Consider the following 26,463-nt stretch of genomic DNA (forward strand, 5'->3'; position numbering starts at 1 on the left):
CCCGCCCGTTCATGATCGCCGAAACATCGGGAGGAAATAACATGGCCATAGTCGATGCGGAGCGCCTCGCAGCGCTCGTCGCGACGGTATTCGAACGGGCGGGCTGCGACGCCGAGGAGGCCCGGCGCATCGGGCACTACCTGACGGAGGCCAACCTCACCGGTCACGACAGCCACGGCGTCGCCCGCGTGCCGCGCTATGTCGACTGGCTGAAGGAAGGCCGCGTCGAGGCCGGCAAGTCGGTCACGGCAATCGTCGACACGCCTGCCATCACCGTGCTCGACGGCCACTACGGCTTCGGCCAGACCGTCGGCCCGCAGGCCGTGCGCATCGGCATCGCCAAGGCGAAGCAGAACGGACTCGCGGCGGTGGCCCTGCGCAAGGCCGGCCATCTCGGCCGCATCGGCGATTTCGCCGAGATGGCCGCCGCCGAAGGCCTGGTCTCCATCCATTTCGTCAACGTGGTGGGCTCGATCCTCGTCGCCCCCCACGGCGGCGTCGACCGGCGGCTCTCCACCGCCCCCTATTGCATCGGCGTGCCGCGGCCGGGCGAGCCCCCGCTGCTACTCGACTTCGCCACCTCGCTGGTCGCCGAGGGCAAGGTCCTCGTCGCCTCCATGGGCGGCAAGCCCATCCCGCCGGACGCTTTGATCTCCCCCGACGGCACCAGGAGCGGCGACCCCGCCGTCCTCTACGGCCCCTATCCCGCCGGTCCCGGCACCCGCGACCCGATGAACGGCCCCGGCGCCATCCGCGCCTTCGGCGAGCACAAGGGCTCGGGCCTCGCCTTCATGTGCGAGATCCTCGGCGGCGCATTGACCGGCGCCGGCGCCACCGGGCCGGACAAGCGGTTCTGCAACGGCATGATGTCCATCTATATCGACCCCAAGGTGGTCGATCCCGACGGCTTCTTCCCGGCCGAATGCGCCGACTACGTCGCCTACTACAAGAGCGCGCGCCCGGTAGAGCCCGGCGGCGAGGTGCTGGTGCCGGGCGAGGCCGAGTTGCGCTCCCGGTCGAAGAAGCTGAAGGACGGCGTGCCCCTCTCGGACGGCACCTGGGACGCCATCGCCGCCACGGCGGCCGCCCTCGGCATCGGCGACAACGTCATCAAGGCGGCGCTGCGCTGATCAGATCGAGCCGAAATCGCCGCCGCGCCCCTTGCCGGCGGCGAAGCGCCCTGCCCCCGCGATCCCCTCGCTGACGGCCATGGCCGAGGAGGTGCGCCATTCGTTGCGCAGCGCCTCGGGCAGGCTCAGGTCCCACTGCGACAGGGCCGAGGCGCGGTCGGCGCGCAGGCACCCTTGCGGGAAGCGGGCGATCTCGTGCGCCAGGGCCTCCGCCGCCTCGCGCGAGGTGCCCTTCGGCACCACCCGGTCGGCGAGGCCGATGCGCAGGGCCTCCTCCGCGTCCACCTTGCGGCCGGTCAGGATCAGGTCGAGCGCCCGCCCCTGCCCCACGAGGCGCGGCAGCCGCACCGTGCCGCCGTCGATCAGCGGCACGCCCCAGCGCCGGCAGTAGACGCCCATATAGGCGTCCTCCTCCATCACCCTGAGGTCGCACCACAGCGCGATCTCCATGCCGCCGGCGACCGCCGGGCCGGCGATGGCGGCGATGACGGGTTTCGACAGCATCAGCCGTGTCGGCCCCATCGGTCCGCGCGGCCACCCGGTGTCCCCGTCTGGAATGTCGAGGTCGCCGCCGAAGGGCGTGCCGCCCGGTGCCGCCGCCGCATGCTTCAGGTCGAAGCCGGCGCAGAAGGCCCCTCCCGCGCCCCAGAGAACGCCGACGCTCGCGGTCTCGTCCGCCTCGAAGGCGAGCAGGGCCGCCTCCAGGGTCTCGGCGCCGGCCGGGTTCATCGCATTGCGTGCGGCCGAGCGGGTGCGGATGAAGGTGGTCACGGGCCCCGAGGTCTCGACGGCGAGATCGGTCATGACGCTCTCCTCAATCGACGATGCCAGGTGTCTGCACCACCATCATGGTGGCCGTCATCATGGCGATGAGCTTGCGCTCCCCGCCCGTCTCGGCGAAGCACTCGCCGAGCGTCACCATGACCGTCTTGCCCGGCCGCACGACGCGTCCGATCCCGATGAAGCGATCGCCCTTGCCGGGCGACATCATGTTGACCTTGAACTCCACCGTCAGCACGCCGGTGCCGCGGGGCATCAGCGTCATCGCCGCGAAGCCGCAGGCATTGTCGACGAGCGCGGAAATGGCGCCGGCATGGACGAAGCCGTGCTGCTGCAGGATGTGCGGCGCATAGGGCATGGTCATCTCGACGAGGCCCGGCGCGACCGGCCCGAGGCTCATGCCGAGGGTGGTCATCATGGTCTGGCGGGCGAAACTGGCGCGGGCGCGGGCTTCAAAATCCGCATCCTTCGGGGAAAACTCCTGCTGCGCGGCAGCCATGCGCGGTCACCTTCGTTCAAATCCGGGCAGAGCGTCGCAAACTCGCCTATCTTACTGCAAGCCGGCTGGTCGGTTGAGGGATCGCATTGCTCTTCTGGTACATGCCACGTTTCACCGAGGCCGCGATGAGCGCCGTCACCCTGTCGGCTGCGACGGCTGTCGCGTCGGCCGTCACCATCACCCATCGCATGATGCTGATGAGCGACCCCGCCACGATCTGGGACCTGTCGACGCGCAGCGAGGCGGTGCAGATGATCGCGGAGAAGGTCGACGCGGCGACGCAGGGGTCCTTCGACGCGGCCATGGAGGCCAGCCGCCTCGCCCTGCGCAGCGCCACGGGCCGGCTGTCGCATGACGACGTCGCCCACGGCCTGCTGGCCATCGGCGTCGCGGCGGCGCGTCCCGCCGCGCGACGGGCGAGGGCCAACGCCAAGCGGCTCGGCCGCCCTTGACGCGGTGCGGAGGAGCCCCATGTCGGGAACGGGGGCTTCACCGACGCGCCTGAAGGCGCCGCCAAGGAGGCCGACATGCGGCACCCGTTCCTCTCCCTCGCCATGGCCGGCGCGGCCCTCGCCGCCGCGACGAGTTCGGCATCCGCCCTCTGCAACATCTCCGCTCGGCCCTTCGTCATGGGACAGCCCGGTCGCGTCGCCATGATGGTGGCTGGCGAGCCCTGCCGCATCAGCCTGCAGGCGGGTGAACGCAGCCACTTCGAGGCGCTCCAGGTGGTCGAAAGGCCGCGCGGCGGCCGGGTTGTCCCCGACGGGCGCACCGGGGTCGTCTATACGCCCCGCCCCGGTTTCGCCGGCCGGGACCGCTTCGTCATCGCCGTGACGGGGACCAGCAGCATCGGCAGCGGCACGTCCGAACTCCACGTCGACGTGGACGTGCCGCAGGCCCGCTAGCTCAACAGATTGACGAGCCAGAGCGCCAGCGCCGGGAACGCCACGACGAGGCCGAGCCGCACCACGTCCGCCACCACGAAGGGAATGACGCCGCGATAGGTGGCGAGGATCGGTACGTCCTTCGCGATGGCGGAGACGACGAAGACGTTGAGCCCGATGGGCGGCGCCGTCAGGCCGATACCGACCACCATCAGCACCAGGATGCCGAACCAGATGGCGATGTCGTCCGGCATCATGCCGAGGTCGAGGGCCGTGACGATGGGAAAGAAGATCGGCAGGGTCAGGAGGATCATGGCCAGCTCGTCCATGACGCCGCCGAGGATGATGTAGAAGACCAGCAGGCCGACGATGACGCCGTAGGGCGGCAGGCCCGACTGGGTCACCAGTTCGGCGGCGGTCGCCGGCAGTTGCGACAGGGCGAGGAAGCCGTTGAACACCTCGGCGCCGAGCAGGATGATGAAGATCATCGCCGAGGTCTCGGCGGTCTGGATCAGCGAGGCCTTGATCTCGCTCCAGCCGAGCCCGCCCTGCACCACCCCAACCACCAGCATGGCGATGCAGCCGATGGAAGCGCCCTCGGTGGGCGTGAACACCCCGCCGTAGATGCCGCCGACCACCGTCGTGGCGATCAGCATCACCGGCCAGACGCCGACGAGGGCGCGCCAGCGCTCCGCCCAGCCGACCCGGTGGACGGCGGGGCCCGCCTCGGGTCTCAGCCGCACCATGACGGCGATGACGATCCAGTAGAAGACGGCCGCCAGCAGGCCGGGGATCAGCGCCGCCATGAACAGCTTGGCGATGTTCTGTTCGGTGGTGATGGCATAGACGACGAGGATCACCGAGGGCGGGATGAGGATGCCGAGGGTGCCGCCCACCGCGATCATGCCGGTGGCGAAGCCCTGGTCGTAGCCGTAGCGCTTGAATTCCGGCAGCGTCGCCCGCCCGAAGGTGGCGGTGGTCGCGACCGAGGAGCCGCAGATGGCGCCGAAGCCGGCACAGGCGCCGATCAGCGCCATGCCGAGCCCGCCGCGGCGGTGGCCCAGGAAGCTCGCCGCCGCCCGGAACAGCGCCGTCGAGAGGCCCGACTTCTCCGCCAGGGCCCCCATCAGGATGAAGAGCGGGATCACCGACAGCGTGTAGTTCGCGAACAGGTGATAGGGCGTCGTCTTCATGTAGTTGAGGAAGATCGGCAAGCTAGTGAACCAGGCATAGCCGATGGACCCCGCCGTCAGCATGGCGAGCCCGATGGGCATCCTGAGAACGAGCAGGACCAGCATGCCGGCGAAGCCGACAGCCGCGACGGCGGCGCCGCTCATCGGTCGGCCCGCCCGAGGCGCAGGGCCGTGGTCAGCGTCACCAAGGCGAGGAACAGCGCCATCAGCGCGGTGGCCAGGATCGCCCAGCCGATGGGGATGGCGAGCACCATGGAACTGGTGCGCGAGGAGATGGCGTCGAGGCCGCCGGCCATCAGGCGCCAGCCGATGAGCACGGCGAAGCCGGCATAGACGAGGTCCCAGAGGCGGTCGAGATTGCGGTTGAGCCAGTCGGGCGTGCGCAGCGTGAAGGTGTCGACGAAGACGTTGCCGCAGCGGATCTGACAATAGGGCAGGAAGGCGAAGACCGCCACGGCGGTGGCGATCTGCACCATCTCGAAGTCGCCCTGCACGCCGGAACGGAACAGCCAGCGCAGCAGAACGGACACGGTCACCATCACCGCGGCAGCGAGCATCAGGAGCCCGCCGAGGATGGCGAGCGCCCGCGTCACGGCGTCGATGATCCCGGGAGCCGGAACGCCCCGCTGCTCGGCCCCCTCCTGCGTCATGCGGTCAGGCCGCCATGTGCTTGGCGACGGCAGCCCTGACGTCGTCGACGATCTTCTGCCCGTCGAGGCCGCGATCCTTGACCGACTTGATCCAGGCCTCCTCGACCGGCCGGGTGGCGGCGCGCCACTTCGCCGCCTCGTCCTCGGCGAGGACGGTGATCGTGTTGCGCGAACGGCCCTTGACCATCTCGGCGACGGTACGGCCGCGCTCGTCCCACATCTCGCCCGCCATCACGGCGGCCATCATGCCGGAATGGTCGTCCATGACCTTCTTCAGGTCCGCCGGCAGACCCTCGTACTTCGCCTTGTTCATGGCGAGGATGAAGGTGGCCGTATAGAGCGTCGGCGAACCCGGAATCTCCGTGTGGTGGTTGACCAGCTCGTGCAGGCGCAGCGCCGGCACGACCTCCCAGGGCACGACGGCACCGTTGATGACGCCCTGGGCCAGCGCCTCCGGCACCTGCGGGATCGGCATGCCGATGGCCGTGGCGCCGAGCGCCCTGAGCGCCTCGCCCGCCTGGCGGGTGGGGAAGCGCAGCTTCAGGCCCTGCAGGTCGGCCTGGGTCTTCACCTGCTTGTTGGAATGGATCAGACCGTGATCGTGCGCCCAGAGGCAGAGCGGCTGGACCTCGGAATATTCCTTGTAGAAATGCGTCGGGCCCAGCTCGGCCATCACCTTGGAATTGGTGACGCCGCGTTTGCCGGCGATGAACGGCAGTTCCATCGCCTCGGTGGCAGGGAAGCGGCCGGGCGTGTTGCCGGGAAGCGTCCAGACGATGTCGGCGACGCCGTCGCGCGCCTGATCGAAGAGCTGCGGCGGGGCCCCGCCGAGCTGCATCGAGGGGAAGATGTCGATCTTGATCCGGTTGCCGGAGGCCTCCTGAACCTTGCGCGACCAGGGCAGCAGGAACCGCTGATGAGCGTTCGACACGGGCGGCAGGAAGTGGTGCAGGCGCAGCGTCACCTGCGGGGACTGGCCCCAGGCCGTGCGCATCACGGCGGGGGTTGCGACGGCAGCGCCGGCCAGAGCCAGCGCATGGCGACGGGTGAGCGTCATGGCGAAATCCTCGTCAACGTTCCTCGGGAGGCCCTGGGGCCGGCGCCGTTGATGGCGTCTTGATGCTTTGCGCGCGACGATAGCGGCGGGCGGGTGCCCGTCGCAAGGCATTTGGTTGGATATCCGACTAAATCGGCCTGCGCAGGACTACGGACGCCGGCGGCCGGATCACATGGTCGCGCCGATCTGCCAGGGCACGAACTCGTTGTCTCCGTAGCCGAGCAGCTCCGACTTGGTCTTCTCGCCCGAGGCGGTCCTGAGGATCAGGTCGAAGATCTCTTTGCCCTTGTCCTCCAGCGACACCCCGTCCAGCACGTCGCCGCAGTTGATGTCCATGTCGTCGATCATCCGGGCGTAGATGTCGGAATTGGTCGCGAGCTTGATCGAGGGCGTCGGCTTGCAGCCATAGGCCGAGCCGCGGCCAGTGGTGAAGCACAGGAGGTTCGAGCCGCCGGCCACCTGCCCCGTCGCCGCCACGGGATCGTAGCCCGGCGTGTCCATGTAGACGAAGCCGGCGCGGTCGATCTTTTCCGCGTAGTGGTAGACACCGCGCAGCGTCGTGGAGCCGCCCTTGGCGGCGGCGCCGAGCGACTTCTCCAGGATGGTGGTCAGGCCGCCCGCCTTGTTTCCGGGCGAGGGATTGTTGTCCATCGAGCCCTCGTGCTTGGCCGTATAGCCCTCCCACCAGCGGATGATGTCGACCAACTTCTCGCCGACCTCGCGGCTCTCGGCGCGGCGTGTCAGGAGATGCTCGGCGCCGTAGATTTCCGGCGTTTCCGACAGGCAGGCGGTGCCGCCGTGGCGGACGAGGAGATCGACCGCCTTGCCGAGGGCGGGATTGGCGGTGATTCCGGAATAGCCGTCGGAACCGCCGCACTGGAGCGCGAGGCAGAGTTCGGAAGCCGGCAGCGTCTCGCGCTGCGCCTGGTTGACGATCGGCAGCATCTCCCGGATGCGCGCCATGCCCGCCTCGATCGACTTCTTCGTCCCGCCCGTCTCCTGGATGGTCATGGACTGGAAGCGGTCGCCGGGCTCGATGCCGTAATCCTTCATCAGCCGGGGGATCTGGAACACCTCGCAGCCGAGCCCGACGATCAGTACGGCGGAGACGTTGGGATTGGTCGCGTAGCCCCAGATCGTGCGCTCGAGGATGTCGAAGCCGAGGCCTTCGCTCGCCAGGCCGCAGCCCGTGCCGTGCACGAGCGGAATGACGCCGTCGACGTTGGGGAATTCCGCGAGCATGCCCGACCGGTTGACCGCCTCTGCCATGAACCGCGCAACCGAGGCCGAGCAGTTCACCGAGGTGAGGATGGCGATGTAGTTGCGCGTGCCGGCCCGCCCGTTCGTCCGGCGGAACCCCTGGAAGGTGGCGCGCTGCTCCAGCGGCAGGACGTCCACCGGTTTCGCGTCCCGCGCGAAGGCATAGTCGCGCTCGAAGGCGGCGAAGGCGCAGTTGTGGGTATGCACCCAGTCTCCGGGCGTGATCGGCTGCGAGGCGAAGCCGATGATCTGCCCGTATTTGACGATGGGCGCGCCCTGCGCGAGCGGCTTCGTCGCCATCTTGTGGCCCTTCATCACCCGGGCCGTGGCGGTCACCCCGTCCACCCTCTTGCCGGCGTCGATGATGTCGACGGCGACGACGACATTGTCCTCCGCGGCGAGGCGTATGAAGCGGGGCTGGGTGGTCATGGGGCTCTCCCGGCACAGCGGCCACTCGGCCGTCATTGCCGGGGATCATGGCCTTTCAACCGGTTTAAGGGAAGAGGTCCGACGCGAGAGCCGGCCCCGCCTCAGCCGGCCGCGAGCCCGCCCTTCTCGCGCACGAAGCGGGCGACTTCGGCGACCCCGTCTCCCGTCTTGATGTTGGTGAAGACGAAAGGCCGCTGCCCCCGCATGCGCTTCGAATCGCGGTCCATATTGCCGAGATCGGCGCCCACCAGCGGCGCGAGGTCCGTCTTGTTGATGACGAGGAGATCGGAGCGGGTGATGCCCGGTCCGCCCTTGGACGGGATCTTCTCGCCCGCCGCCACGTCGATGACGTAGATCGTGATGTCGGCGAGCTCCGGCGAGAAGGTCGCCGCGAGATTGTCGCCGCCCGATTCGATCAGGATCAGATCGAGCTCGGGGAACTTGGCTCGCATTTCCGCCACCGCCGCCAGGTTGATGGAGGCGTCCTCGCGGATGGCCGTGTGCGGGCAGCCGCCGGTCTCCACCCCCATGATGCGCTCGGTCGGCAGCGCGCCGGACCGCATCAGGTATTCGGCATCCCACTTGGTGTAGATGTCGTTGGTGATGGCGGCGATCTCGAAGTCCTGCCTCAGCGCCTTGCAGAGCGCGTCCATCAGCGCCGTCTTGCCGGAGCCGACGGGGCCGCCGATGCCGACGCGCAGGGGTCCGTGGGGTGAGGCCATGGGTCAGCTCCTGAACAGGCGAGTATACTGGGTTTCGTGGCGCATGGACGCGAGATCCGAGCGCAGGGCGTGGCCGCCGATGTCGTCGAGGGCGAGGGCGCGCGCCGCCGCCGCCGTCGCCGTCACCACCGGCTCGAGGGCGGCGAGCGCCCGCTGGCCGTCGGTCTGGCCGAGCGGGACGAGCCGCACGGCGGCCGAGATGAGGTTCGCCGCAACTGCGTGCAGGAAGGCGTTGAGCGCCGTCGCCTCGTCGATGCCGTGGGCCGCGGTCGCCGCGCCCACCGCCACGGGATAGGCGACGGCGTCCGGCCATGCGGCGCGCACGAGCGCGAGCGGCGCCGCCGGCCAGGCGGCCTCGGTCGCGGCCATGAAGGCATTGCCCTGGGCGGTGGTTTCCAGCCGCCGCTCCTTGGAGGGCTGGAAGGCGAGCGCCAGTTCCGCGACCTCGGCGAGCGCCCTGCCCTCGCCCGCCGCCACCGCGCGATGGGCGTGGGCGCAGAAGGTGGCGTCGGCGATCCCGGAGCCCTCGGCGAGAACGAGCCCCAGCCAGTCGACGAGGCTGGCGAGGTCCGTGATGTCGCCGGCCTCGACCGCCCATTCGATGCCGTGCGAATAGCTGAACGCGCCGACCGGATAGGCCGGCGACATCCAGGCGAGCAGACGGTAGAGCGCCGCCGGGGCGGCCGCCGGCTCAGCCATGCTTGTGGTCGTGGCCGTGATGATGGCCGTGGTCGTGGCCATGGTCGTGGCCGTGGTGGTCGTGGCCGCAGCCGCAGGAATCGTCGTGGACATGGCCGGCGGTCTGCACCGTGAGGACGTCGCGCTTCGGCGCCGGAGCGTGACCATGCGAATGGCTGTGCGAATGGCTGGGGGCGTGACCATGGTCATGTGCATGCGAATGACTGTGGGAATGCCCGTGGTCGTGCGAATGCCCATGATCATGCGCATGGGAATGGCCGTGCGAGTGACCATGGTCGTGACCCGTCACCGTGCCGTGACCATAGGCGCCGCCCTCGGGGTCGAAGGGCGCCTCGATCGGCACCACCTTGGCGCCGAGCCCGCGCACCATGTCCTCGATGACGTGGTCGCGACGGATGCGCAGCCGCGTGCCCATGATCTGGGTCGGCAGATGGCGGTTGCCGAGGTGCCAGGCGACGCGAACCATGTGGTTGGGATCGCTGGTGCGGATCTCCGCGAGCGGCTCGGCGGCGGCCACCACCATGACGACGCGGCCGTCCTCCAGCTTCAACCCCGAATCGGAGACGAGCGGCACCGCCTCCGGCAGATCGAGCAGGAAGGCCGTGCCCTCCACCCCCTCCATCGCCAGGCGGCGCCGGTGGCGATCGTCATAATCGAGCACGACGCGGTCGACGACGGCGGTCTCGGCGAAGGAACGGGGGGCGAGGACTTCGGTCGCGCGGATCATGTGTGTCTCTTGTCCTGGACGCCTTGCAGAACTGAAGCGCGTCCTTCGAGGCTCGGCTGTCGCCTCGCGCCTCAGGATGAGGCGCGACTGCAATGCACCACGGGATGAAGCGAAGACATCGCGCGTCGTCCGACACCGATGCCAGTCTCAACCCTCCTCATCCTGAGGTGCGAGCGGAGTGCGCCTCGAAGGAGGCAATAGCGCAAATACGGCACGCTGGCGAACCTCAGAACAGGAAGTAGCGCTGCGCCATGGGCAGCTCCTTCGCCGGTTCGCAGGTGATGAGCTCGCCGTCCGCGCGCACCTCGTAGGTCTCGGGATGGACCTCGATATGCGGCGTCGCGCCGTTGTGGATGAGGCTCTTCTTGGAGATGCCGCCGCGCACGTTCTCCACGGGGAGGACGATGCGGTCGAGGCCGAGCTTTTCGTGCACGCCCTTCTCATAGGCCGCCTTCGAGACGAAGGTGACCGAGGAGGCGGTCATCGCCTTGCCGAAGGCGCCGAACATCGGCCGGTAGTGCATCGGCTGCGGCGTCGGGATGGAGGCGTTGGGGTCGCCCATGGGCGCCGCCGCGATCGTGCCGCACTTGATGACGAGGGCCGGCTTCACGCCGAAGAACTTCGGCTCCCACAGGACGAGATCGGCGAGCTTGCCCACCTCCACCGAGCCGATGTGCTTCGACAGGCCGTGGGCGATGGCCGGGTTGATCGTCACCTTGGCGATGTAGCGCTTCACCCGGAAATTGTCGGCGCCGGTGCCGACGTCCTCCGGCAGCGACCCGCGCTGCACCTTCATCTTGTGGGCGGTCTGGAAGGTGCGGATGATCACCTCGCCGATGCGCCCCATGGCCTGGCTGTCGGAGGCCATGATGGAGAGCGCGCCCATGTCGTGGAGGATGTCCTCGGCGGCGATGGTCTCCTTGCGGATGCGGCTCTCGGCGAAGGCGACGTCCTCGGGGATGGACGGCGAGAGGTGGTGGCAAACCATGAGCATGTCGAGATGTTCCTCGATCGTGTTCACGGTGTAGGGCATGGTCGGGTTGGTGGAGGACGGCAGCACGTTCTCCACCATGGCGACCTTGATGATGTCGGGCGCATGGCCGCCGCCGGCGCCTTCCGTGTGGAAGGCGTGGATGGTGCGGCCCTTCAGCGCCGCGATCGTGTCGTCGACGAAGCCGCTCTCGTTCAGCGTGTCCGTATGGATCATCACCTGTACGTCGTGATCGTCGGCGACCGACAGGCAATTGTCGATGGCGGCGGGCGTCGTGCCCCAGTCCTCGTGCAGCTTGAGGGCGCAGGCCCCCGCCTCGATCTGCTCCACGAGGGCGTCCGGCAGCGCCGCATTGCCCTTGCCGGCGAAGGCGAGGTTCATCGGGAAGGCTTCCGCTGCCTGCAGCATGCGCGTGATGTGCCAGGGGCCGGGCGTGCAGGTCGTCGCCGTCGTGCCGGAGGCAGGCCCGGTGCCACCGCCGAGCATGGTGGTGAGCCCGCTCATCAGCGCGTCGTCGATCTGCTGCGGGCAGATGAAGTGGATGTGGGTATCGATGCCGCCCGCCGTGAGGATCTTGCCCTCGCCGCCGATCGCCTCGGTGCCCGGACCGATGATGATGTTGACGTCCGGCTGGACGTCGGGATTGCCGGCCTTGCCGATGGCGGCGATGCGGCCCTCCTTGAGGCCGACATCCGCTTTCACGATCCCCCAGTGATCGATGATCAGGACGTTGGTGATGACCGTGTCGACCGCCCCTGCCCGGTTGGTCACCTGGCTCTGGCCCATGCCGTCGCGGATCACCTTGCCGCCGCCGAACTTCACCTCCTCGCCATAGGTGGTGAAGTCCTTCTCGACCTGGACGAAGAGCTCGGTGTCGGCGAGCCGCACCTTGTCCCCCACCGTCGGCCCGAACATGTCGGCATAGGCGCCGCGCGTCATCCTGTAGGGCATGTGTCCCTCTACTAGCCGAGGCGTTTGAACAAGGTCGGGCTCTTGCTGGCCTTTCGGTCGAAGGTCAGCGTCGTGGTGCATCGTGCGGCCCGGTTGATCTGGCCGATCAGATGATCGGCGAAGTCGCCGGGCTCCTTGGCGAAGCTCGAGATCGCGGCCTCCACGACCCGCCGATCCTGAACCTCGATGTTGCTCGCATGCAGCAGACGGGCCGCGATGGCGCAGACCGCCTCCTTGCTCTGTCCCGCCCTGTTGCGGAGCACCCACATCGTCTCCGCCAGAACCACGTGGTTGACGTAGAAGGTCTCGTCGCTGTCCAGGATGGCCTGTTGGACAAGATCGATCTGCGACGGCTGCTCGCCCGCGGCCTCGGGATCGTCGATCAGCCAGCGCAGCAGGACGTTGGTGTCGAGCCCGATCACGCGCCGCGCCCCGCGGGGCTGCGGGTGACGGGAAGGGCAGCCTGGCCCCGCGCCGATCGTGCCTCGTCGATCCACTCGTCGATCTGCGCTTCGGGAAGGCGGACGACGCCCCGCAGGCTGGCGAGGCTCGGACGGCCGGCCGCCAGCACGACGGTCCCCGCCTCGTTCTCGATGAAGACGACCTCGTCCCCAGCCTTGAGGTTGAGGGATTCCCGCAGCTTGACCGGCAAGGTGAGCTGACCCTTGGAGGTCATCCTGGCCCTGTACCGCATGCGCCCTCCTTACATTCGCTCGTCTAGTGTAAGGAATGATGGTCACTCGTTCAACCGACCCATGACGGACTGGCGGAAGCCATAGACGGTGCGCGAGCCGCGATAGGGCACCAGCGTCACCTCCCGGGTCTGCCCCGGCTCGAAGCGCACGGCCGTGCCCGGCGGGATGTCGAGACGCATGCCGCGGGCCTGTTCGCGGTCGAAGGCGAGGCCCGGATTGGTCTCGTAGAAATGGTAGTGGGAGCCCACCTGCACCGGCCGGTCGCCGGTGTTGGAAACCGTCAGCACGACGCTGTTCTGGCCCTGGTTGAGCTCGACCGTGCCCTCGGCCGGAATGATCTCGCCGGGTTTCATGGCGCGGCTCCCGCGCAGCCCTGCGGCTTGAAGACACGGGTGGTCGAGGCCGGGAAGCGGGCGAGCTTGGCGGCCGGCCGGACCGGGCGGCGCACCAGTTCGCCCCCGCAATTGGGGCAGGTGCCGCCGAGCTTCTCCGATGCGCAATCGGCGCAGAACGTGCACTCGAAGGTGCAGATCATGGCGTCGGATGCGTCCGGCGGCAGATCGCGGTCGCAGCATTCGCAGTTCGGGCGCAGATCCAGCATGCGAACCTCCCGGTGGACGCGGATCAGAAGAAGCGGGCGGCGAGCACCACGCCGGCGACAGCCGTCAGGCCGCCGGCGGCGCGCGCCGCGACCGGCACGGTGAAGCGGGTGGCGATGACCGCCACGGCGATGCCGCAGGCGTGCAGCAGCGCGGTCGAAAGGGCGAAGCCCGCGGCATAGGCGAGGCCCGAGGCGTCGGCCGGCACTTCCGTCCCGTGGGCATGGCCGTGGAACAGGCCGGCCAGCGCCGCGACGGCGATTCCGGTGGCGAGCGAGGGGCTGAAGGCCAGCGCCGCCGCGAGGCCGATGACGATCACCGAGGCGACGATGCCCTGCTCGACGAAGGGCATGGGCAGGCCCGCCATGCCGAGCGCACCCCCCAGCACCATCGCCCCGACGAAGGCGGCCGGCCAGAGCCAGAGCGCCCTGCCCCCGGCGAGGCCCGCCCAGAGGCCGACCGCCACCATGGCCAGCAGGTGGTCGAAGCCGCCGAGCGGATGGGCGAAGCCGGACGTGAAGGCGTTGGTCGCACCATGGCCCGTATGGGCCTCCGCCGCCGTGGCGGCGGTCAGGGCGGCGGCGGTGAGGACGAGGCGAAGGGAGCGCATGGGCCGGGCCTGTTGCTGGGTCAGCGGATGGGATCGTGGACGGTGACGAGCTTGGTGCCGTCCGGGAACGTCGCCTCGACCTGGATGTCGTGGATCATCTCGGCGATGCCGTCCATGACCTGGTCGCGGGAGACGACATGGGCGCCCGCCTCCATCAGATCGGCGACGGCGCGGCCATCGCGGGCGCCCTCGACGACGAAATCGGTGATCAGCGCGATCGCCTCCGGGTAGTTCAGCTTGACGCCCCTCTCCAGCCGCCGGCGGGCGACCATGGCGGCCATGGAGACGAGCAGCTTGTCCTTTTCGCGCGGCGAGAGATTCATCGACCTTCCTCAGCAGGACCAGACGCGCGGGAGCGGTCCGCGCAGCAGTTCCAGAATGTTCACCAGAGCCGTACGGAGCGCAAACGGGTCGGGCGCCAGCAGGCGCAGCGACAGGAGCCCGTCGAAACCACTGCAGCCGGCCTCGACGCCCCTCGCCCCCAACGGCTCCAGCAGCTCCCTCACCGCCTCGACGCGCGCCTCGGCGTCCGGCGCGACGAGCACGAGGCTCGCGGCGGCATGCGCCCCCGCCCCGCAGGCACGCCGCGACAGGGCCCGGCCGATGCCGCCCTCCATCTTCAGCCCCTCGGCATAGACGAGACGGCCGCCGCGCCGGATGCGCCAGCGGTCGAACAGATAGGCGTGGTCCACCCGCTCGCCGCGGGCCAGCCGCCCGAAGACGACGCTCTCCACCGCCAGCAGGCGCGCATCCGCCGCCATCTCGACATCGAGGCGCCGTTCCAGCGCCGAGCCCTCGAACAGGATCGCCTCCTGCGGCAGCCAGGCGAGGTCGGCACCCTCGGCGATGCGGATCGTCGTGTCGAACCGGCCGATGCCGCCCGAGGAGCGGTAGACCTTCTCGGCAGCCTGGCCGGTGACCACCGCCCGGGTCGACGGCCCGGCCGCGATGTCGAGAGCGAACCGGTCGCCGCCGGTGATGCCGCCTGCGGTGTTGATCACCACCGCCTCGAACGCATCGCCCGGCTCCACCCTCGGCATGCGGATGCGCAGGCCCGCTTCCTGGTAGCATTCCCGGACCACGGTGGTGCCATCGCGGGTGGCGAACGCCAGACGTCCGTTCCCGTGGGCCCGCTGCATCCGCGCGCCGGCGGTGCGCCAGGCGAAGAGCCCTTCTGTCGCCCCCTCTGCAACAACCGCCAGCATGTGCCAGATGACCCCCGCCTGCCGCGATTTTGGTCACCGCCCACCTGCGCCGCAAGCACAGAAATTGTGCAGGCCGCCCGCGCAAGCGACCAAAAGGAAGGCCTGCCCGAATCGCCCGCCGCCCCCATCATCTCCGCCGGAACCCGCGCCCGGTTACCGCGTATTAACCTTGTCCGGGAACACTGTCGGCTTGCCGTGCATCGCATCCCGTGTGGACCCGTTCCTGTCAGGGCTCATCGCCACCCAGCAGGATCGCCCTGGAGACGACATTGATGCAGACACTCACGCGCTCCGTGACCGAACCGGCCCGCCGTTCCGACACCACCGATCCGATGGTGGCGAGCCTCGGCCGCCGCGGCGAACTCACCGATGCCGAGGCTTTCGCCGTGCTGCGCAAGCGTTTTCCCGAGACGGCGCTCTGCGAGCGCGTCGCCGCCATCGCCGACTGGCGTCGCGGGTGATCAGGCGGCCGGCGGCTCGCCTTCCGCGGGCGGCGGCGGCGCATCCCGCTCCGCCTGCGCCATTTTGCGGGCCTGCAGTGCGATGACCGGCAGCGAGACCAGATAGGCGACCGAGCCGACCGCCAGCACTTCCCACGGATAGCTGAACAGCAGCGCGACGAAGGCGATGGCCGCGACGAACAGCGGCAGCACCCTCTCGCGCGGCACGCGGGCCCCGAGTTTCTTGCCCGAGAAGACCGGCACCTTCGACACCATCAGCAGAGCGATGAGGATCGTATAGGCGGTCGCCACCAGCGGCGGGCTCAACAGATTGGGCAGGCCGCTGCGGTCCAGATAGATCGGCAGCAGCAGCAGGATGGCTCCGGCGGGAATCGGTACGCCGGTGAAGAAATTGGCCATCCAGGCCGGACGGTTCGGATCCTCGATCTGAACGTTGAACCGGGCGAGCCTCAGAGCGCCGCAGATGGAGAAGACCAGCACGGCGATCCAGCCGACGGGGCCCGCGGCGTTCATGCCCCAGAGATAGAGGATGAGTGCCGGGCCCGCGCCGAAGCTGACGAAATCGGCGAGGCTGTCGAGCTCCGCACCGAACTTCGAGGTGCCCTTCAGCAGCCGCGCGATGCGCCCGTCCATCGAATCGAGGATTGCCGCGAGCAGCACGAGATAGACGGCGATGTCGAACTTGCCCTCCAGCGCCATGCGCATCGCGCTGAGCCCGGCGCAGAGCGCCAGCAGCGTGATGAGGTTGGGGATCAGGAGGCGCATGGGAACCGGTCGGAACCGCCGCCGGGGCGGTTCGTTGCGGTCCGGCGTGAAGGGCTGGAAGAGCGAGGACATGGCGCGGACCCTAGCCTGAATTGCGGGACGCGTCAGCCGATGCGGACGATCCTCTGCGGCTCGTCGGAAGCCATGTCGGCCAGCACCGTCTCGCCGGCGACGGCACGCTGACCCTCGGCGACGAGCGGCTGCGCCCCTTCAGGGAAATAGACGTCGACGCGGGAGCCGAAGCGGATCATGCCGAAGCGCTCGCCGGTGGCCATCGGCTGCCCCTCGTTCACCCACCAGACGATGCGGCGGGCGATGAGGCCGGCGATCTGCACCACGCCGAAGGCGCCGTAGCTGTTGCGGATGACCAGGCCGTTGCGCTCGTTGTCCTCCGAGGCCTTGTCCAGATCGGCGTTGAGGAACTTGCCCGGACGATAGGCCATCTTCTCGATGGTCCCGCCGATCGGCGCGCGGTTCACGTGGCAGTCGAAGACCGACATGAAGATCGAGACGCGCAGCATCGGCGCGGTCCCGAGGCCGAGCTCCACCGGCGGCACCACCCGCGAGATGAGCGACACGCGCCCGTCGGCCGGCGAGATCACCAGGCCGTCACGGGCCGGCGTGACGCGCACCGGATCGCGGAAGAAGAAGACGACCCAGACGGTGAGGGCCAGCATCGGCCAAGCGAGCCATGCGCCCCACCAGGCGAGCACCAGCGTGCCGGCGCCGGCGATCGCGATGAAGGGATAGCCCTCGCGATGAACCGGAACGAGAACGGTGGTTCTGATACTGTCGACGATGGACATGAACTCTCTCCGCAAGGGCCCGCATCGCGTCTGCCCGACGTGCGGATGGCGAAACCCTGATGAACTCCCGCGGCCTTAAGCTGCGGTAGCCGTGGTCTCGCCGTCGCCGTCACCGTCGGTTTCCCGCTTTTCGGCTGCGCGCTTCTTCTCGATGCGTGCGACCACGAGAATGCCGACCTCGTAAAGCCCGATGAGCGGAATAGCCAGCGACAACTGGCTGATCACGTCGGGCGGCGTCAGGACGGCCGCGAGAACGAAGGCGATGACGATGAAATAGCGCCGCTTGCCGCGCAGGAACTCGGTGTCCACCACGCCGATCTGGCCGAGCAGCGCGATGATCACTGGAAGCTGGAAGGAGATGCCGAAGGCGAAGATCAGCGTCATGATGAGGCTGAGATAGTCCTCGACCCGGCCGAGGTACTGGATGGCCGTCGCGGTGTCGCTGGGGGCCTGCTGCATCCCGAGCGAGAACAGCATCAGCGCCCGCATGACGAAGACGAGCACGAAGATGCCGCCGGTGAAGAAGCAGATCGGCGTCCAGATGAGATAGGGCCGGAACGCGTCCTTCTCGTGGCTGTAGAGACCCGGCGCGACGAATTTGTAGAGCTGGATGGCGATGACCGGGAAGGCCAAGAACGCCCCGCCGAACATGCCGATCTTAAGCTGGGTGAAGAAATATTCCAGCGGCGCCGTGTAGATGAGGCGCACCTCCTGCCGCGGGATCTTCAGATAGTCCGCCGCCCATTCGTAGGGCAGCACCAGGATCTGGAAGATCTGCTTGGAGAAGGCGAACGAGAAGATGAAGCAGACGACGAAGCCGAGCATGGCCTTGATCAGCCGCGACCGCAGCTCGATCAGGTGCTCCATCAGCGGCGCCTTCGACGCCTCGATGGCGTCCTCGTCCGCCTTCAGTTTGTCCTCGCGGGCGGGAACGGAGGTCATGCCTTGGTCTTTCTGGCGCGCTTCGGCTTTTCCGCGACGCCCTCTCCGTCAGCGGTCGGCGCCGCCGTCTCGACGGGCTCTGCCGCCGGGGGTGCCGGCATGGCCGGAGCGGATTCGGTCGGCTGCGCGGCGGCCATGAAGCCGGACGGCGGATCGACCGGGGCGGCGCCGAGGACCGGGGCCTGCACCGGCGCCGGTGCGGGCGAGGCGAAGGCCGGCGGCGGCTCGATCGGCGCCGGCTTGAAGGCGTTCTGGATGGCCTGGGGGTCGGCCGTGTACGAGGGTGGCGCGGGGACGGCCTGCGCCAGCGGATCGGGCGCCGGCGGACCGATCGTGCCGGGTGCCGGCTGGCCCTTGATGTCGTCGACCGCCGACTTGATCTGGTCGCGGGCGTAATCGATCGGACTGAAGGTCGAGGAGGGCGTCGAGCCCACCGCGTCCGTCACGCTGTTGATCGAGGACTTGACCTTGTCGACCTCGGCCTCCTGCAGGGCCTGGTTGAACTGGTACTGGAAGTCCGAGGCCATGCGGCGCAGCTTGGAGAGCGCCTGCCCCATGCCCCTGAGGACACCGGGCAGCTCCTTCGGGCCGATCACGATCAGCGCGACGACGCCGATCAATGCAATTTCGCCCCAGCTCAGATCGAACATGGCAATTCACCGTCCACGCGCATGCGCGGGCCTCAGGAGGAAGCGCACCCGGCTCCGCGAAGACCCGACGCCTCAGCCGACCTTGGGAGCGGAAGCGGGCGTCTGGTCCGACGTGGTGGCGGCGGGCGCGGGAGTGGGAGTGACGACCGGGGGCGGAGCCGCAGGGGTGACCGGCGGCTGATGGTCGATGGTCGAGGCCGGTACCACCGTCGGCGTCTCCGGCTTGTCCTCCTCGGCCAGGCCCTTCTTGAAGGCCTTGATGCCCTTGGCGGCGTCGCCCATGAACTCGGAGATCTTGCCGCGGCCGAACAGCAGCAGCACCACGATGGCGACCAGAATCCAGTGCCAGGCGCTAAACGTACCCATGATTCACTCCTTGACCGTTTGGCGCCGCGTCCCGCAGCGGGCCGGGCGGCGCGATTGTTTCGTGCGGCCCTGGAACGACCGTTGTGTTGGGAAACTATGCGGCGGGTGCGGCAAAAACAAGAACCTCGGATGCGGTAACGTCAACGCCGATATCGCGGCCGGGATGGAGGCCCTCGGCCGAGCGCACACGGGCCTTCAGCGGTGCCTCCATGCCCTGGACGACGATCTCGAGCAGCTCCACTTCCCCCAGATACCGCCGTGAAACCAGCCGTCCGGGCACGCACATGCCCGCCGGCCTCGGCAGGATGGACTGCGGCCGGATGGCCGCCACCGCCGGTGCGCCCTCCGCCAGGCCGGGCGCGGCAAAATACCCCACCGGGGTGATGAGCCGCCCGCCCTGCACGACGCCCGGCACCTCGTTGACGTCGGAGAAGAACCGGGCGGTGTCGAGGTCGGCCGGCGCCTGGTAGAGGTCGCGCGGCGTCCCGATCTGCGCGATGCGTCCCTCGCGCATCAGCACGATCCGGTCGGCCATGCGCATCGCCTCCTCCGGATCGTGGGTGACGACGATGCAGGTCGCCCGCGTCTCCCGCATCACCGCCAGCGTCTCCTCGCGGATCGCGTCGCGCAGGCGGCTGTCGAGGCCGGAAAAGGGCTCGTCCATCAACAGGATGCTCGGCCGCGGCGCGATGGCGCGCGCCAGCGCCACGCGCTGCTGCTCGCCGCCCGAGAGCGTATGGGGATAGTCGAGAGCGTGATCGGCGAGGCCGACGCGGCTGAGCGCCACCCGCGCCGCCCGCTCCGCGTCCGCCTTCGGCAACGCCTTCAGGCCGAACATCACGTTGGCGAGATTGCTGAGATGCGGGAACAGCGCGAAGTCCTGGAAGACCAGCCCGATGCCGCGCCGCTCGGGCGGCACGAAGGTCGAGGGCCCCGCCACCTCGCGGCTGTCGATCAGCACGCGCCCCGCCTGCGGCCGCTCGATGCCGGAGGCGATCCTCAGGAGGGTGGTCTTGCCGCATCCGGACGGGCCGAGCAGGCAGAGCACCTCGCCCGGAGCGACCACCAGCGAGATGCCGGCGAGCGCCCTCACCGGACCGTAGCCGTGGACCACGTCCTCGAAGGCGAGCGCCGAGGCGATCGACGTGCCCGCGGTGCCGCGCCGTCCCCAGCCCGACACCGTGTCCATCAGCGTGCGGTTCATGGGGTTTCCCTGTCGGGAACGGGGCCGAGGCCGAGGTCGAGCTCGCCCTCGTCCGGCTCCTCGTCGTCGCGCAGCGCCACGTCGTCGTTGGGAATCGGGATACGGAAGCCGGGCGGCAGCCGCCCGTCCAGCATGCCCGCCGCCTTGAGGTCGTCGAGGCCGGGAAGGTCGCCGATGGCCTCGAGCCCGAAATGGTCGAGAAAGGCCGGGGTCGTGCCGAACGTCACCGGCCGGCCCGGAACCTTGCGGCGGCCGCGGATGCGCAGCCAGCCCGTTTCCATGAGCAGGTCGATCGTGCCCTTGGCGACCGTGACGCCGCGGATCTCCTCGATCTCGGCGCGCGTCACCGGCTGGTGATAGGCCACGATGGCGAGGGTCTCCAGCGCGGCCCGCGACAGCTTGCGCTCGTCCGTCGTCTCACGGTGCAGCAGGAAGGCGAGGTCCTGCGCCGTTCGGAAGGCCCATTTGCCGGCGACCTTCACGAGGTTCACCCCGCGCGGCGCGTAGAAGGCCTGCAACGTGGCCAGAAGCGAGCGCAGGTCGGCGCCGCGCGGCAGGCGTTCGGCGAGCGCCGCCTCGTCGAGCGGCTGGGCCGCGGCGAAGAGCAGCGCCTCGACGATGCGCAACTGCTCGACCGGCCCGTCGACCATGCCGACGGGCGCGCCGAGCCGAAGCTGTGCCGGATCGTCCATGTCCCGCTCGTTGGCCATGCCGGGCTTCTATCACGTCCCGGGCGGCTTGGAAGCCGGATCGCCCCGGCGTTTGCGCATGAAGAGCGGGCCGAGCGGACGCTCCTGGTGCACTTCGAGCACGCCCTCGCGCACGAGTTCCAGGCTGGAGGCAAAGCTGGAGGCGAGCACCGTGGCCCGCTTTTCCTCGCTGACCAGATAGTCGATGAGGAAAGCGTCGAGCGGGGTCCAGTCGAGCGAGGCGCCCACGAGCCTTTCGAGAATCTCGCGCGCCTCGGCGAGCGACCAGACCTTCCGGTGCTCCATGGTGACGTGGGAGAGCGCCGTCTTCTCGCGCTGCTGCGCATAGGCGGTGAGGAGGTCGTAGAGGCTCGCCTCCCAGCGCTTGTCGGCGAGCGCCACGATCGGCTCGGGATCGCCGCGCCCGAAGACGTCGCGGCCGAGCCGGTGGCGCGTCATCAGCCGCGCCGCCGCGTCGCGCATGGCCTGCAGGCGTTGCAGGCGGAAGGCCAGCACCTCCGCGAGTTCGGGACCGGTCGGCCCCTCCCCCTTGGCGGGCTCCGGGATCAGCAGGCGCGATTTGAGATAGGCGAGCCAGGCGGCCATGACGAGATAGTCGGCGGCGAGTTCCAGGCGCAACTTGCGCGCCTCCTCGATGAAGCCGAGATACTGGTCCGCCAGCGCCAGGATGGAGATCTTGGTCAGGTCCACCTTCTGGGTGCGGGCGAGCGCCAGCAGCATGTCCAGCGGCCCCTCGAACCCGTCGAGGTCGACGACGAAGGCGGGCTCGGACGTGCCGCGGTCGGCCATGGTCTCGAAGGGCAGGACGTTGCCGCCGGTGGGAAAGGGATTGCGCGCCATGTGGGGTCCGGGCCGGAGGACCCGGCCGGGCCTCCCGTCGCCCATCATAGGCTCAGGGCATGGTCCGCGGCAAAGCCTGTGGACGGCGCGCTCTCCGCCCGTTCGAGGCTCTTCGTGAACACGGCAAGCGCCTCGCGCGCATCGAAGGGCTCCGGCACGTGGCGGATGCGGCCGAGCGCGGCCGCTGCCCGCTGCTTCGCCCGCCCCGCGAGGGCGCGCGCCTCGCACGCGACCTGCCGCATCTCATCGAGCTTGCCGTTGCAGTGCAGCACCACGTCGCAGCCGGCCCGGTAGGCCTGCCGGGCCCGCTCGCCGAGCGAGCCCTCGAGCGCGTTCATGGACAGGTCGTCGGTCATCACCAGGCCATCATAGCCGATGGCGTCGCGCACCACGGATCGCATCACGCGGCGGGAGGTGGTCGCCGGGCGGCGAGGGTCGATCGCCGTGTAGACGACATGGGCGGTCATCGCGAGCGGCATGTCGGTCAGGGTCCGGAACGGCAGGAAATCGGCCTCAAGCGCCTCCCGCGACGCCTCAACGACCGGCAGCGCCGCATGGCTGTCGGCCCCTGACCGGCCATGGCCGGGAATGTGCTTGATCACCGGCAGCACGCCGCCGGCGATGAGCCCCTCGGCCATGGCGCGACCCAGCGCAGCCACCTCGGCCGGGTCGGAGGAGAAGGCGCGGTCGCCGATCACGTCGTGGGCGCCCGCCACCGGCACGTCGAGGACGGGCGCGCAGTCCACCGTGATGCCGACGCTGTGGAGATCGTGCGCCATCAGCCGGCCGGCGAGGCGCGCCAGGGCGCGCCCATGCAGCGGATCGTTGGCGAGGCGGGCGAAGACCCGCGCCGGCGGGTATTTCGGCCAGTGCGGAGGCCCCAGGCGCTGCACCCGCCCCCCCTCCTGGTCGACGAGCACCGGAGCGTCGGCGCGGCCCACCGCTGTGCGGAAGTCGGACACGAGGCGGCGGATCTGGTCCGGGTCGGCGCAGTTGCGCCGGAACAGGATCAGTCCCCAGGGGTCGAGGTCGCGGAAGAAGGCCGCCTCCTCCGCCGACAGGACCGTGCCGGCGCAGCCGAGGATCAGGGCCTTGACGCTCATGGCCGTGGCGGCGCCGCTCAGTTGAGCACGCAGGAACCGCCGGCCGCCTTCAGCCGCTGGCAGAAGCCCTGGGCCTCCTCGCGCGAGAAGGGGCCGACGCGCAGCCGGTGCCAGGTGCCGCGGCCCGGGATTTCCGCCGTCCGGATGTTCGGCGTCTGGCCCTGCAGCAGCGGATAGCGGCGGCTCGCCACGGCGAAGGCGGAACGCGCCTCCGCATCCGACTGATGCGACGAGATCTGCACGAAGGTGCCACCGCCGGCGGTGGCCGCAGTCCGGACCGAGGCGGTGCGCTGCGGGCCGAGATCGAGCGGCTGGGCCTGGGTCGGCGCCGCTGCGGGGGTCGGACGTGCGGCGGCGCGGGCCGGCTCCACCGAGGTCGGCTGGGCCGGCTCGACGCGGGCGACCCGCACGGTCTGGACCGGGCGCGGCGGGGGAACCGGCGCCGGGCGGCTCTCGGCCGCCGCGAGATTCGGCGCGGCCGGGGCGGCGACGGGAACGACCGACAGCGCCTGCTGCTGCGGCACCGCCGCGGCAGCGGCGGGACGCGCGGGCGCCGACTGGCTCGGCGTCAGGATGCTGCCGTCCGGCCCGACCTGCACGGTGCGGACGCGGCGCGGCTCTTCGGGAACGCGCGCCTGGATCGGCGCCGGCGTCGGCGCGGCGGCTGCCGGCATGGCGGCGGCGACAGGCACCGCATTGACCGCGCGGACGGGCGGCTGGCCGGGATCGGTCACCACGCCGGGAGCGGCGGCCTGGCTCTGGGCCAACGGAATGACGCGGGCGGGCGTCGGCGGCACCTGGACCTGCGCCGCCTGTTCGCGCACGCTCACCGGCCGCTCCTCGCGCGTCACGACGCGCTCGCCGCCGGCAACCCGGTCGGCGACGGGCTTGGCCTCCTGGGCCTGCTGCACGGCGACGCGCACCGGACTGGTGTCGGCCCGCACGACCCGCGGCTCGCCGGCAGGGCCAGCACCCGACATGGCGCGATAGGCATAGACGCCTCCGCCACCGACGGCAGCCAGAGCGAGCACGGCGGCGACGGCGGTCAAGCCTGCGCGGCGGCGCCGGGGCGGCGCCTCGTCCGCATAGCCGTAGGTGTCGACGTCGGCAGCAGAGACCTGCGGCTGCGGCGAATGGTCCTGGTCGCGCGGCTGGCGCCGCGCCGCATAGGCGAGGCCCGCCGCGCCGGCCACGGCGGCGGCGCCGGCAGCCAGATGGAGGCCGTGTCCGTCGCGTGACGGCTCGCCCTCATCGAAGGATCGCTCGAATTCGGCGGCGAGACGCCGCTCCAGATCGTCGGCCGCAGCCGCCTCGCCCGGCCAGGCCTCGTGCGAACCGCGCAGGTCGTCCATGGGGAACTCGTCGGCGGCGGAAGCCTCCGCCGCCTGGCGGTGCTTGGCGAGCTCGGCCTCGAGATCTTCCCAGTCGATCCCCTGCTCGTCGGCGGCGGGAGCGCGCAGCGGCATGGCGGGGATGGCGATCTCGTCGGCGCCGTCCGCGACGGCGGCCGGCTCGGCCGTCAGGCCGCGGGTGCGCGCCACCGACTTGAGCAGATCGGCATAGCCGTCGTCCTGCCCCATGATCCGGGCGAGATCCGCCAGCGGATCGCTCCCGGCGCGGCGGGACACGGCCGGCTCCGGCTCACGGGCCTCGCGATCATACGCATCGTAATCGCGATAGCTACGCACACTGTTCTCGTTGGCCATGGGCCCCGCCGTCGGTGGGCGCCGCAAACGAATACGCGCGGCGCGATCAACGCATTTCTTCGACGGCCTCGACGCCGAGGATCGCAAGTCCCGATCTGAGAACGGTCACGATACCCTGGACCAGCGCAAGGCGCGCCGCCGTCATTTGTCGATCATTTTCCATAATGAAGCGTAAATGCGGCGAATCTTTCCCCCGATTCCACTGTGAATGGAGGTCGGACGCAAGCTCGTAAAGATAGAAAGCCACACGATGTGGCTCATGTGCCTGTGCCGCCGCCTCGATCAGCCGCGGATACTGAGCCAGCCGCTGGATGATGGCGACCTCGCCGGCATCGTCGAGCTTGTCGAGCGGCGCGGCCGCGAGCGCCGTCGGCGAGAGGTCGAGATCGGCCATGGCCGCCGCGGCATTGCGCAGGATCGAGCAGCCGCGGGCATGGGCGTACTGGACGTAGAAGACCGGATTGTCCTTCGACTGCTCCTTCACCTTGGCGAGGTCGAAGTCGAGGGTCGCGTCGTTCTTGCGGTAGAGCATCATGAAGCGGACGGCGTCGCGCCCCACCTCGTCCACCACCTCGCGCAGGGTGACGAAATCGCCGGAGCGCTTCGACATGCGCACAGGCTCGCCGTCGCGGAACAGCCGCACGAGTTGCACCAGCTTCACGTCGAGGGTCGCCTGCCCGCCGGTGATCGCCTTCAGCGCCGCCTGCATGCGCTTCACGTAGCCGCCGTGATCGGCGCCCCAGACGTCGATCTGGTCGAGGAAGCCGCGGTCCGCCTTGTCCTTGTGATAGGCGATGTCGGAGGCGAAATAGGTGTAGGAGCCGTCCGACTTCATCAGGGGACGATCGACGTCGTCGCCGAAGGCGGTCGAGCGGAACAGCGTCTGCTCACGCTCCTCCCACTCGTCGTCGTCGGCGCCCTTGGGCCGCTCCAGCACGCCCTCGTAGATCTGTCCGTCGGCGCGCAGGGTCTCGATGGCGGCGCGCACCTTGTCGACGGGGGTCTGCAACGAGCGCTCCGAGAAGAATACGGCATGGCGCACGTCGAGCGCGGCGAGGTCACCGCGGATCTCTTCCATCATCGCGGCGATGGCCGCGTCCCGGCAGATCGGTAGCCATTCCGCCTCGGGAGCGTTCATGAGCCGGTCGCCGTGGGCCGCCTTCAGCGCCTCGCCGACGGGCTTCAGGTAGTCGCCGGGATAGAGGCCGTCTGGGATGCTGATGGTCTCGCCGAGCGCCTCGCGGTAGCGCAGATAGGCCGAGCGGCCGAGCACCTGAACCTGCGCTCCGGCATCGTTGATGTAATATTCGCGCGTGACGTCGTAGCCCGCGACGTCGAGAAGATTGGCGAGCGCGTCGCCGAACACCGCGCCGCGGCAATGGCCGACGTGCATCGGCCCCGTCGGGTTGGCCGAGACATATTCGACGTTCACCTTGGCGCCCTGGCCGAGCGAGGCCCGGCCGAAGGCCTCGCCCTGCTCCACCGCCGCCTTCAGGACGCGCGGCCAGACCGAGGCCTTCACGGTCAGGTTGATGAAGCCCGGGCCCGCGATGTCGACCTTCTCCACGTCGCCCAGCGCGGAAAGGCGCGCGGCGATCTTCTCGGCGAGGTCGCGCGGCTTCAGGCCCGCTTCCTTCGACAGCACCATGGCCGCGTTGGTGGCGAGGTCGCCATGGGTCGGATCGCGCGGCGCCTCCACCACGATGCGGTCGAGGGAGGCCTCCGGAAGGGCGATTCCCTCGGCGGCGAGAGCCGCCACGGCCTGGCGCACATGCTGGGTGAAGAGAGCGAAGATGTTCATGCCGATACCTGACCAGAAGCGGTCGCCT

The 26,463-nt window shown here is 69.6% G+C and carries 32 protein-coding genes; 4 read left to right on the forward strand and 28 right to left on the reverse strand.

Annotated features, from left to right (window positions below):
- Positions 1-41: 41 nt before the first annotated feature.
- Positions 42-1,130, forward strand: a complete 1,089-nt coding sequence (locus C6569_RS08080; RefSeq protein WP_106748365.1) for a malate/lactate/ureidoglycolate dehydrogenase — start codon at positions 42-44, stop codon at positions 1,128-1,130.
- Here C6569_RS08080 and C6569_RS08085 read toward each other — a convergent pair whose 3' ends face one another.
- Together C6569_RS08085 and C6569_RS08090 are read right to left on the reverse strand one after the other, a co-directional pair.
- Entirely contained in the window at positions 1,131-1,934 is an 804-nt protein-coding gene (locus C6569_RS08085; RefSeq protein WP_106748366.1) for a crotonase/enoyl-CoA hydratase family protein, read from the reverse strand.
- A 10-nt stretch (positions 1,935-1,944) separates the two neighbouring features.
- The gene (locus C6569_RS08090; protein ID WP_106748367.1) at positions 1,945-2,409 is read right to left on the reverse strand and encodes a PaaI family thioesterase; all 465 of its coding nucleotides are present in this window, start codon (positions 2,407-2,409) and stop codon (positions 1,945-1,947) included.
- A 125-nt stretch (positions 2,410-2,534) separates the two neighbouring features.
- Between C6569_RS08090 and C6569_RS08095 the strand changes: the two genes are divergently transcribed.
- Both C6569_RS08095 and C6569_RS08100 read left to right on the forward strand, forming a co-directional pair.
- Positions 2,535-2,861, forward strand: a complete 327-nt coding sequence (locus C6569_RS08095) for a hypothetical protein (protein WP_146144760.1) — start codon at positions 2,535-2,537, stop codon at positions 2,859-2,861.
- A 75-nt stretch (positions 2,862-2,936) separates the two neighbouring features.
- Positions 2,937-3,314 carry an Ig-like domain-containing protein gene (locus tag C6569_RS08100; protein WP_106748369.1) on the forward strand — a complete coding sequence of 126 codons (378 nt, stop codon included), beginning with the start codon at positions 2,937-2,939 and terminating at the stop codon, positions 3,312-3,314.
- Here the strand turns inward: C6569_RS08100 and C6569_RS08105 are convergent.
- The 15 genes from C6569_RS08105 to C6569_RS08170 form a co-directional block, all read right to left on the reverse strand.
- A complete protein-coding gene (locus C6569_RS08105) occupies positions 3,311-4,630 on the reverse strand; it encodes a TRAP transporter large permease (RefSeq protein ID WP_106748370.1) in 1,320 nt (439 codons plus the stop codon). The two genes, C6569_RS08100 and C6569_RS08105, sit on opposite strands and share 4 nt — an antisense overlap.
- The gene (locus C6569_RS08110; RefSeq protein WP_106748371.1) at positions 4,627-5,136 is read right to left on the reverse strand and encodes a TRAP transporter small permease; all 510 of its coding nucleotides are present in this window, start codon (positions 5,134-5,136) and stop codon (positions 4,627-4,629) included. The genes C6569_RS08105 and C6569_RS08110 overlap by 4 nt, the downstream gene beginning before the upstream one ends.
- A 4-nt stretch (positions 5,137-5,140) precedes the next feature.
- Positions 5,141-6,193 (reverse strand): TRAP transporter substrate-binding protein, encoded by a 1,053-nt coding sequence (locus C6569_RS08115; protein WP_106748372.1) that lies wholly within the window; start codon positions 6,191-6,193, stop codon positions 5,141-5,143.
- Positions 6,194-6,361: 168 nt separating this feature from the next.
- Positions 6,362-7,882, reverse strand: coding sequence for a UxaA family hydrolase (locus C6569_RS08120; protein WP_106750951.1), 1,521 nt, complete (start codon positions 7,880-7,882; stop codon positions 6,362-6,364).
- Between the two features lie 101 nt (positions 7,883-7,983).
- On the reverse strand, positions 7,984-8,604 hold the full coding sequence (gene ureG, locus C6569_RS08125; protein ID WP_106748373.1) for an urease accessory protein UreG: 621 nt from the start codon (positions 8,602-8,604) through the stop codon (positions 7,984-7,986).
- A gap of 3 nt (positions 8,605-8,607) precedes the next feature.
- On the reverse strand, positions 8,608-9,303 hold the full coding sequence (locus C6569_RS08130; protein WP_245898269.1) for an urease accessory protein UreF: 696 nt from the start codon (positions 9,301-9,303) through the stop codon (positions 8,608-8,610).
- On the reverse strand, positions 9,296-10,030 hold the full coding sequence (locus C6569_RS08135; RefSeq protein WP_106748375.1) for an urease accessory protein UreE: 735 nt from the start codon (positions 10,028-10,030) through the stop codon (positions 9,296-9,298). Before C6569_RS08135 ends, C6569_RS08130 begins: the two co-directional genes overlap by 8 nt.
- A 226-nt stretch (positions 10,031-10,256) precedes the next feature.
- Positions 10,257-11,972: an urease subunit alpha gene (gene ureC, locus C6569_RS08140; protein WP_106748376.1), complete on the reverse strand. Its 1,716-nt coding sequence runs from the start codon at positions 11,970-11,972 to the stop codon at positions 10,257-10,259.
- Positions 11,973-11,983: 11 nt separating this feature from the next.
- Positions 11,984-12,394 (reverse strand): type II toxin-antitoxin system VapC family toxin, encoded by a 411-nt coding sequence (locus C6569_RS21920; RefSeq protein ID WP_181313953.1) that lies wholly within the window; start codon positions 12,392-12,394, stop codon positions 11,984-11,986.
- Positions 12,391-12,648, reverse strand: coding sequence for an AbrB/MazE/SpoVT family DNA-binding domain-containing protein (locus tag C6569_RS08145; RefSeq protein ID WP_215905799.1), 258 nt, complete (start codon positions 12,646-12,648; stop codon positions 12,391-12,393). Before C6569_RS08145 ends, C6569_RS21920 begins: the two co-directional genes overlap by 4 nt.
- 60 nt (positions 12,649-12,708) lie before the next feature.
- Positions 12,709-13,020, reverse strand: coding sequence for an urease subunit beta (locus C6569_RS08150; protein WP_106748378.1), 312 nt, complete (start codon positions 13,018-13,020; stop codon positions 12,709-12,711).
- Positions 13,017-13,268 carry a DUF1272 domain-containing protein gene (locus C6569_RS08155; RefSeq protein ID WP_106748379.1) on the reverse strand — a complete coding sequence of 84 codons (252 nt, stop codon included), beginning with the start codon at positions 13,266-13,268 and terminating at the stop codon, positions 13,017-13,019. The genes C6569_RS08150 and C6569_RS08155 overlap by 4 nt, the downstream gene beginning before the upstream one ends.
- A gap of 23 nt (positions 13,269-13,291) precedes the next feature.
- Positions 13,292-13,876, reverse strand: a complete 585-nt coding sequence (locus C6569_RS08160; RefSeq protein ID WP_106748380.1) for a HupE/UreJ family protein — start codon at positions 13,874-13,876, stop codon at positions 13,292-13,294.
- 20 nt (positions 13,877-13,896) lie between these two features.
- Entirely contained in the window at positions 13,897-14,199 is a 303-nt protein-coding gene (locus C6569_RS08165) for an urease subunit gamma (protein WP_106748381.1), read from the reverse strand.
- A 9-nt stretch (positions 14,200-14,208) separates the two neighbouring features.
- The gene (locus C6569_RS08170) at positions 14,209-15,081 is read right to left on the reverse strand and encodes an urease accessory protein UreD (protein ID WP_106748382.1); all 873 of its coding nucleotides are present in this window, start codon (positions 15,079-15,081) and stop codon (positions 14,209-14,211) included.
- Positions 15,082-15,353: 272 nt separating this feature from the next.
- On the opposite strand from C6569_RS08170, the gene C6569_RS08175 reads away from it, so the two are divergent.
- Entirely contained in the window at positions 15,354-15,542 is a 189-nt protein-coding gene (locus C6569_RS08175; protein ID WP_106748383.1) for a hypothetical protein, read from the forward strand.
- Here C6569_RS08175 and pssA read toward each other — a convergent pair whose 3' ends face one another.
- The 11 genes from pssA to argS all read right to left on the reverse strand — a co-directional run bounded on the left by pssA (position 15,543) and on the right by argS (position 26,435).
- Positions 15,543-16,379, reverse strand: a complete 837-nt coding sequence (gene pssA / locus C6569_RS08180) for a CDP-diacylglycerol--serine O-phosphatidyltransferase (RefSeq protein ID WP_106748384.1) — start codon at positions 16,377-16,379, stop codon at positions 15,543-15,545.
- Between the two features lie 32 nt (positions 16,380-16,411).
- On the reverse strand, positions 16,412-17,113 hold the full coding sequence (locus C6569_RS08185) for a phosphatidylserine decarboxylase (RefSeq protein ID WP_106748385.1): 702 nt from the start codon (positions 17,111-17,113) through the stop codon (positions 16,412-16,414).
- A gap of 75 nt (positions 17,114-17,188) precedes the next feature.
- Positions 17,189-18,055, reverse strand: coding sequence for a twin-arginine translocase subunit TatC (tatC, locus tag C6569_RS08190; protein WP_181313954.1), 867 nt, complete (start codon positions 18,053-18,055; stop codon positions 17,189-17,191).
- Entirely contained in the window at positions 18,052-18,705 is a 654-nt protein-coding gene (gene tatB / locus C6569_RS08195; protein WP_106748386.1) for a Sec-independent protein translocase protein TatB, read from the reverse strand. The genes tatC and tatB overlap by 4 nt, the downstream gene beginning before the upstream one ends.
- A gap of 72 nt (positions 18,706-18,777) precedes the next feature.
- The gene (locus tag C6569_RS08200) at positions 18,778-19,071 is read right to left on the reverse strand and encodes a twin-arginine translocase TatA/TatE family subunit (RefSeq protein WP_106748387.1); all 294 of its coding nucleotides are present in this window, start codon (positions 19,069-19,071) and stop codon (positions 18,778-18,780) included.
- Positions 19,072-19,165: 94 nt separating this feature from the next.
- Entirely contained in the window at positions 19,166-20,275 is a 1,110-nt protein-coding gene (locus C6569_RS08205; RefSeq protein ID WP_181313955.1) for an ABC transporter ATP-binding protein, read from the reverse strand.
- Positions 20,272-20,985, reverse strand: coding sequence for an SMC-Scp complex subunit ScpB (scpB, locus tag C6569_RS08210; protein ID WP_106748388.1), 714 nt, complete (start codon positions 20,983-20,985; stop codon positions 20,272-20,274). The genes C6569_RS08205 and scpB overlap by 4 nt, the downstream gene beginning before the upstream one ends.
- A 12-nt stretch (positions 20,986-20,997) precedes the next feature.
- Entirely contained in the window at positions 20,998-21,825 is an 828-nt protein-coding gene (locus tag C6569_RS08215) for a segregation and condensation protein A (protein ID WP_106748389.1), read from the reverse strand.
- A gap of 44 nt (positions 21,826-21,869) precedes the next feature.
- Positions 21,870-22,928, reverse strand: a complete 1,059-nt coding sequence (nagZ, locus tag C6569_RS08220) for a beta-N-acetylhexosaminidase (protein WP_106748390.1) — start codon at positions 22,926-22,928, stop codon at positions 21,870-21,872.
- 17 nt (positions 22,929-22,945) lie between these two features.
- Entirely contained in the window at positions 22,946-24,556 is a 1,611-nt protein-coding gene (locus C6569_RS08225) for an SPOR domain-containing protein (protein WP_146144761.1), read from the reverse strand.
- A 124-nt stretch (positions 24,557-24,680) separates the two neighbouring features.
- Positions 24,681-26,435 carry an arginine--tRNA ligase gene (argS, locus tag C6569_RS08230; RefSeq protein ID WP_106748392.1) on the reverse strand — a complete coding sequence of 585 codons (1,755 nt, stop codon included), beginning with the start codon at positions 26,433-26,435 and terminating at the stop codon, positions 24,681-24,683.
- Positions 26,436-26,463 lie beyond the last annotated feature (28 nt).

It is taken from the genome of Phreatobacter cathodiphilus (assembly GCF_003008515.1).
GTDB lineage: Bacteria > Pseudomonadota > Alphaproteobacteria > Rhizobiales > Phreatobacteraceae > Phreatobacter > Phreatobacter cathodiphilus.

Excerpts from the sequence above, each read along its gene's own strand:
- C6569_RS08080 (WP_106748365.1), top strand. The coding sequence starts at position 42 with ATGGCCATAGTCGATGCGGAGCGCCTCGCAGCGCTCGTCGCGACGGTA.
- C6569_RS08085 (WP_106748366.1), bottom strand. The coding sequence starts at position 1,934 with ATGACCGATCTCGCCGTCGAGACCTCGGGGCCCGTGACCACCTTCATC.
- C6569_RS08090 (WP_106748367.1), bottom strand. The coding sequence starts at position 2,409 with ATGGCTGCCGCGCAGCAGGAGTTTTCCCCGAAGGATGCGGATTTTGAA.
- C6569_RS08095 (WP_146144760.1), top strand. The coding sequence starts at position 2,535 with ATGAGCGCCGTCACCCTGTCGGCTGCGACGGCTGTCGCGTCGGCCGTC.
- C6569_RS08100 (WP_106748369.1), top strand. The coding sequence starts at position 2,937 with ATGCGGCACCCGTTCCTCTCCCTCGCCATGGCCGGCGCGGCCCTCGCC.
- C6569_RS08105 (WP_106748370.1), bottom strand. The coding sequence starts at position 4,630 with ATGAGCGGCGCCGCCGTCGCGGCTGTCGGCTTCGCCGGCATGCTGGTC.
- C6569_RS08110 (WP_106748371.1), bottom strand. The coding sequence starts at position 5,136 with ATGACGCAGGAGGGGGCCGAGCAGCGGGGCGTTCCGGCTCCCGGGATC.
- C6569_RS08115 (WP_106748372.1), bottom strand. The coding sequence starts at position 6,193 with ATGACGCTCACCCGTCGCCATGCGCTGGCTCTGGCCGGCGCTGCCGTC.
- C6569_RS08120 (WP_106750951.1), bottom strand. The coding sequence starts at position 7,882 with ATGACCACCCAGCCCCGCTTCATACGCCTCGCCGCGGAGGACAATGTC.
- ureG (WP_106748373.1), bottom strand. The coding sequence starts at position 8,604 with ATGGCCTCACCCCACGGACCCCTGCGCGTCGGCATCGGCGGCCCCGTC.
- C6569_RS08130 (WP_245898269.1), bottom strand. The coding sequence starts at position 9,303 with ATGGCTGAGCCGGCGGCCGCCCCGGCGGCGCTCTACCGTCTGCTCGCC.
- C6569_RS08135 (WP_106748375.1), bottom strand. The coding sequence starts at position 10,030 with ATGATCCGCGCGACCGAAGTCCTCGCCCCCCGTTCCTTCGCCGAGACC.
- ureC (WP_106748376.1), bottom strand. The coding sequence starts at position 11,972 with ATGCCCTACAGGATGACGCGCGGCGCCTATGCCGACATGTTCGGGCCG.
- C6569_RS08145 (WP_215905799.1), bottom strand. The coding sequence starts at position 12,648 with ATGACCTCCAAGGGTCAGCTCACCTTGCCGGTCAAGCTGCGGGAATCC.
- C6569_RS08150 (WP_106748378.1), bottom strand. The coding sequence starts at position 13,020 with ATGAAACCCGGCGAGATCATTCCGGCCGAGGGCACGGTCGAGCTCAAC.
- C6569_RS08155 (WP_106748379.1), bottom strand. The coding sequence starts at position 13,268 with ATGCTGGATCTGCGCCCGAACTGCGAATGCTGCGACCGCGATCTGCCG.
- C6569_RS08160 (WP_106748380.1), bottom strand. The coding sequence starts at position 13,876 with ATGCGCTCCCTTCGCCTCGTCCTCACCGCCGCCGCCCTGACCGCCGCC.
- C6569_RS08165 (WP_106748381.1), bottom strand. The coding sequence starts at position 14,199 with ATGAATCTCTCGCCGCGCGAAAAGGACAAGCTGCTCGTCTCCATGGCC.
- C6569_RS08170 (WP_106748382.1), bottom strand. The coding sequence starts at position 15,081 with ATGCTGGCGGTTGTTGCAGAGGGGGCGACAGAAGGGCTCTTCGCCTGG.
- C6569_RS08175 (WP_106748383.1), top strand. The coding sequence starts at position 15,354 with ATGCAGACACTCACGCGCTCCGTGACCGAACCGGCCCGCCGTTCCGAC.
- pssA (WP_106748384.1), bottom strand. The coding sequence starts at position 16,379 with ATGTCCTCGCTCTTCCAGCCCTTCACGCCGGACCGCAACGAACCGCCC.
- C6569_RS08185 (WP_106748385.1), bottom strand. The coding sequence starts at position 17,113 with ATGTCCATCGTCGACAGTATCAGAACCACCGTTCTCGTTCCGGTTCAT.
- tatC (WP_181313954.1), bottom strand. The coding sequence starts at position 18,055 with ATGACCTCCGTTCCCGCCCGCGAGGACAAACTGAAGGCGGACGAGGAC.
- tatB (WP_106748386.1), bottom strand. The coding sequence starts at position 18,705 with ATGTTCGATCTGAGCTGGGGCGAAATTGCATTGATCGGCGTCGTCGCG.
- C6569_RS08200 (WP_106748387.1), bottom strand. The coding sequence starts at position 19,071 with ATGGGTACGTTTAGCGCCTGGCACTGGATTCTGGTCGCCATCGTGGTG.
- C6569_RS08205 (WP_181313955.1), bottom strand. The coding sequence starts at position 20,275 with ATGAACCGCACGCTGATGGACACGGTGTCGGGCTGGGGACGGCGCGGC.
- scpB (WP_106748388.1), bottom strand. The coding sequence starts at position 20,985 with ATGGCCAACGAGCGGGACATGGACGATCCGGCACAGCTTCGGCTCGGC.
- C6569_RS08215 (WP_106748389.1), bottom strand. The coding sequence starts at position 21,825 with ATGGCGCGCAATCCCTTTCCCACCGGCGGCAACGTCCTGCCCTTCGAG.
- nagZ (WP_106748390.1), bottom strand. The coding sequence starts at position 22,928 with ATGAGCGTCAAGGCCCTGATCCTCGGCTGCGCCGGCACGGTCCTGTCG.
- argS (WP_106748392.1), bottom strand. The coding sequence starts at position 26,435 with ATGAACATCTTCGCTCTCTTCACCCAGCATGTGCGCCAGGCCGTGGCG.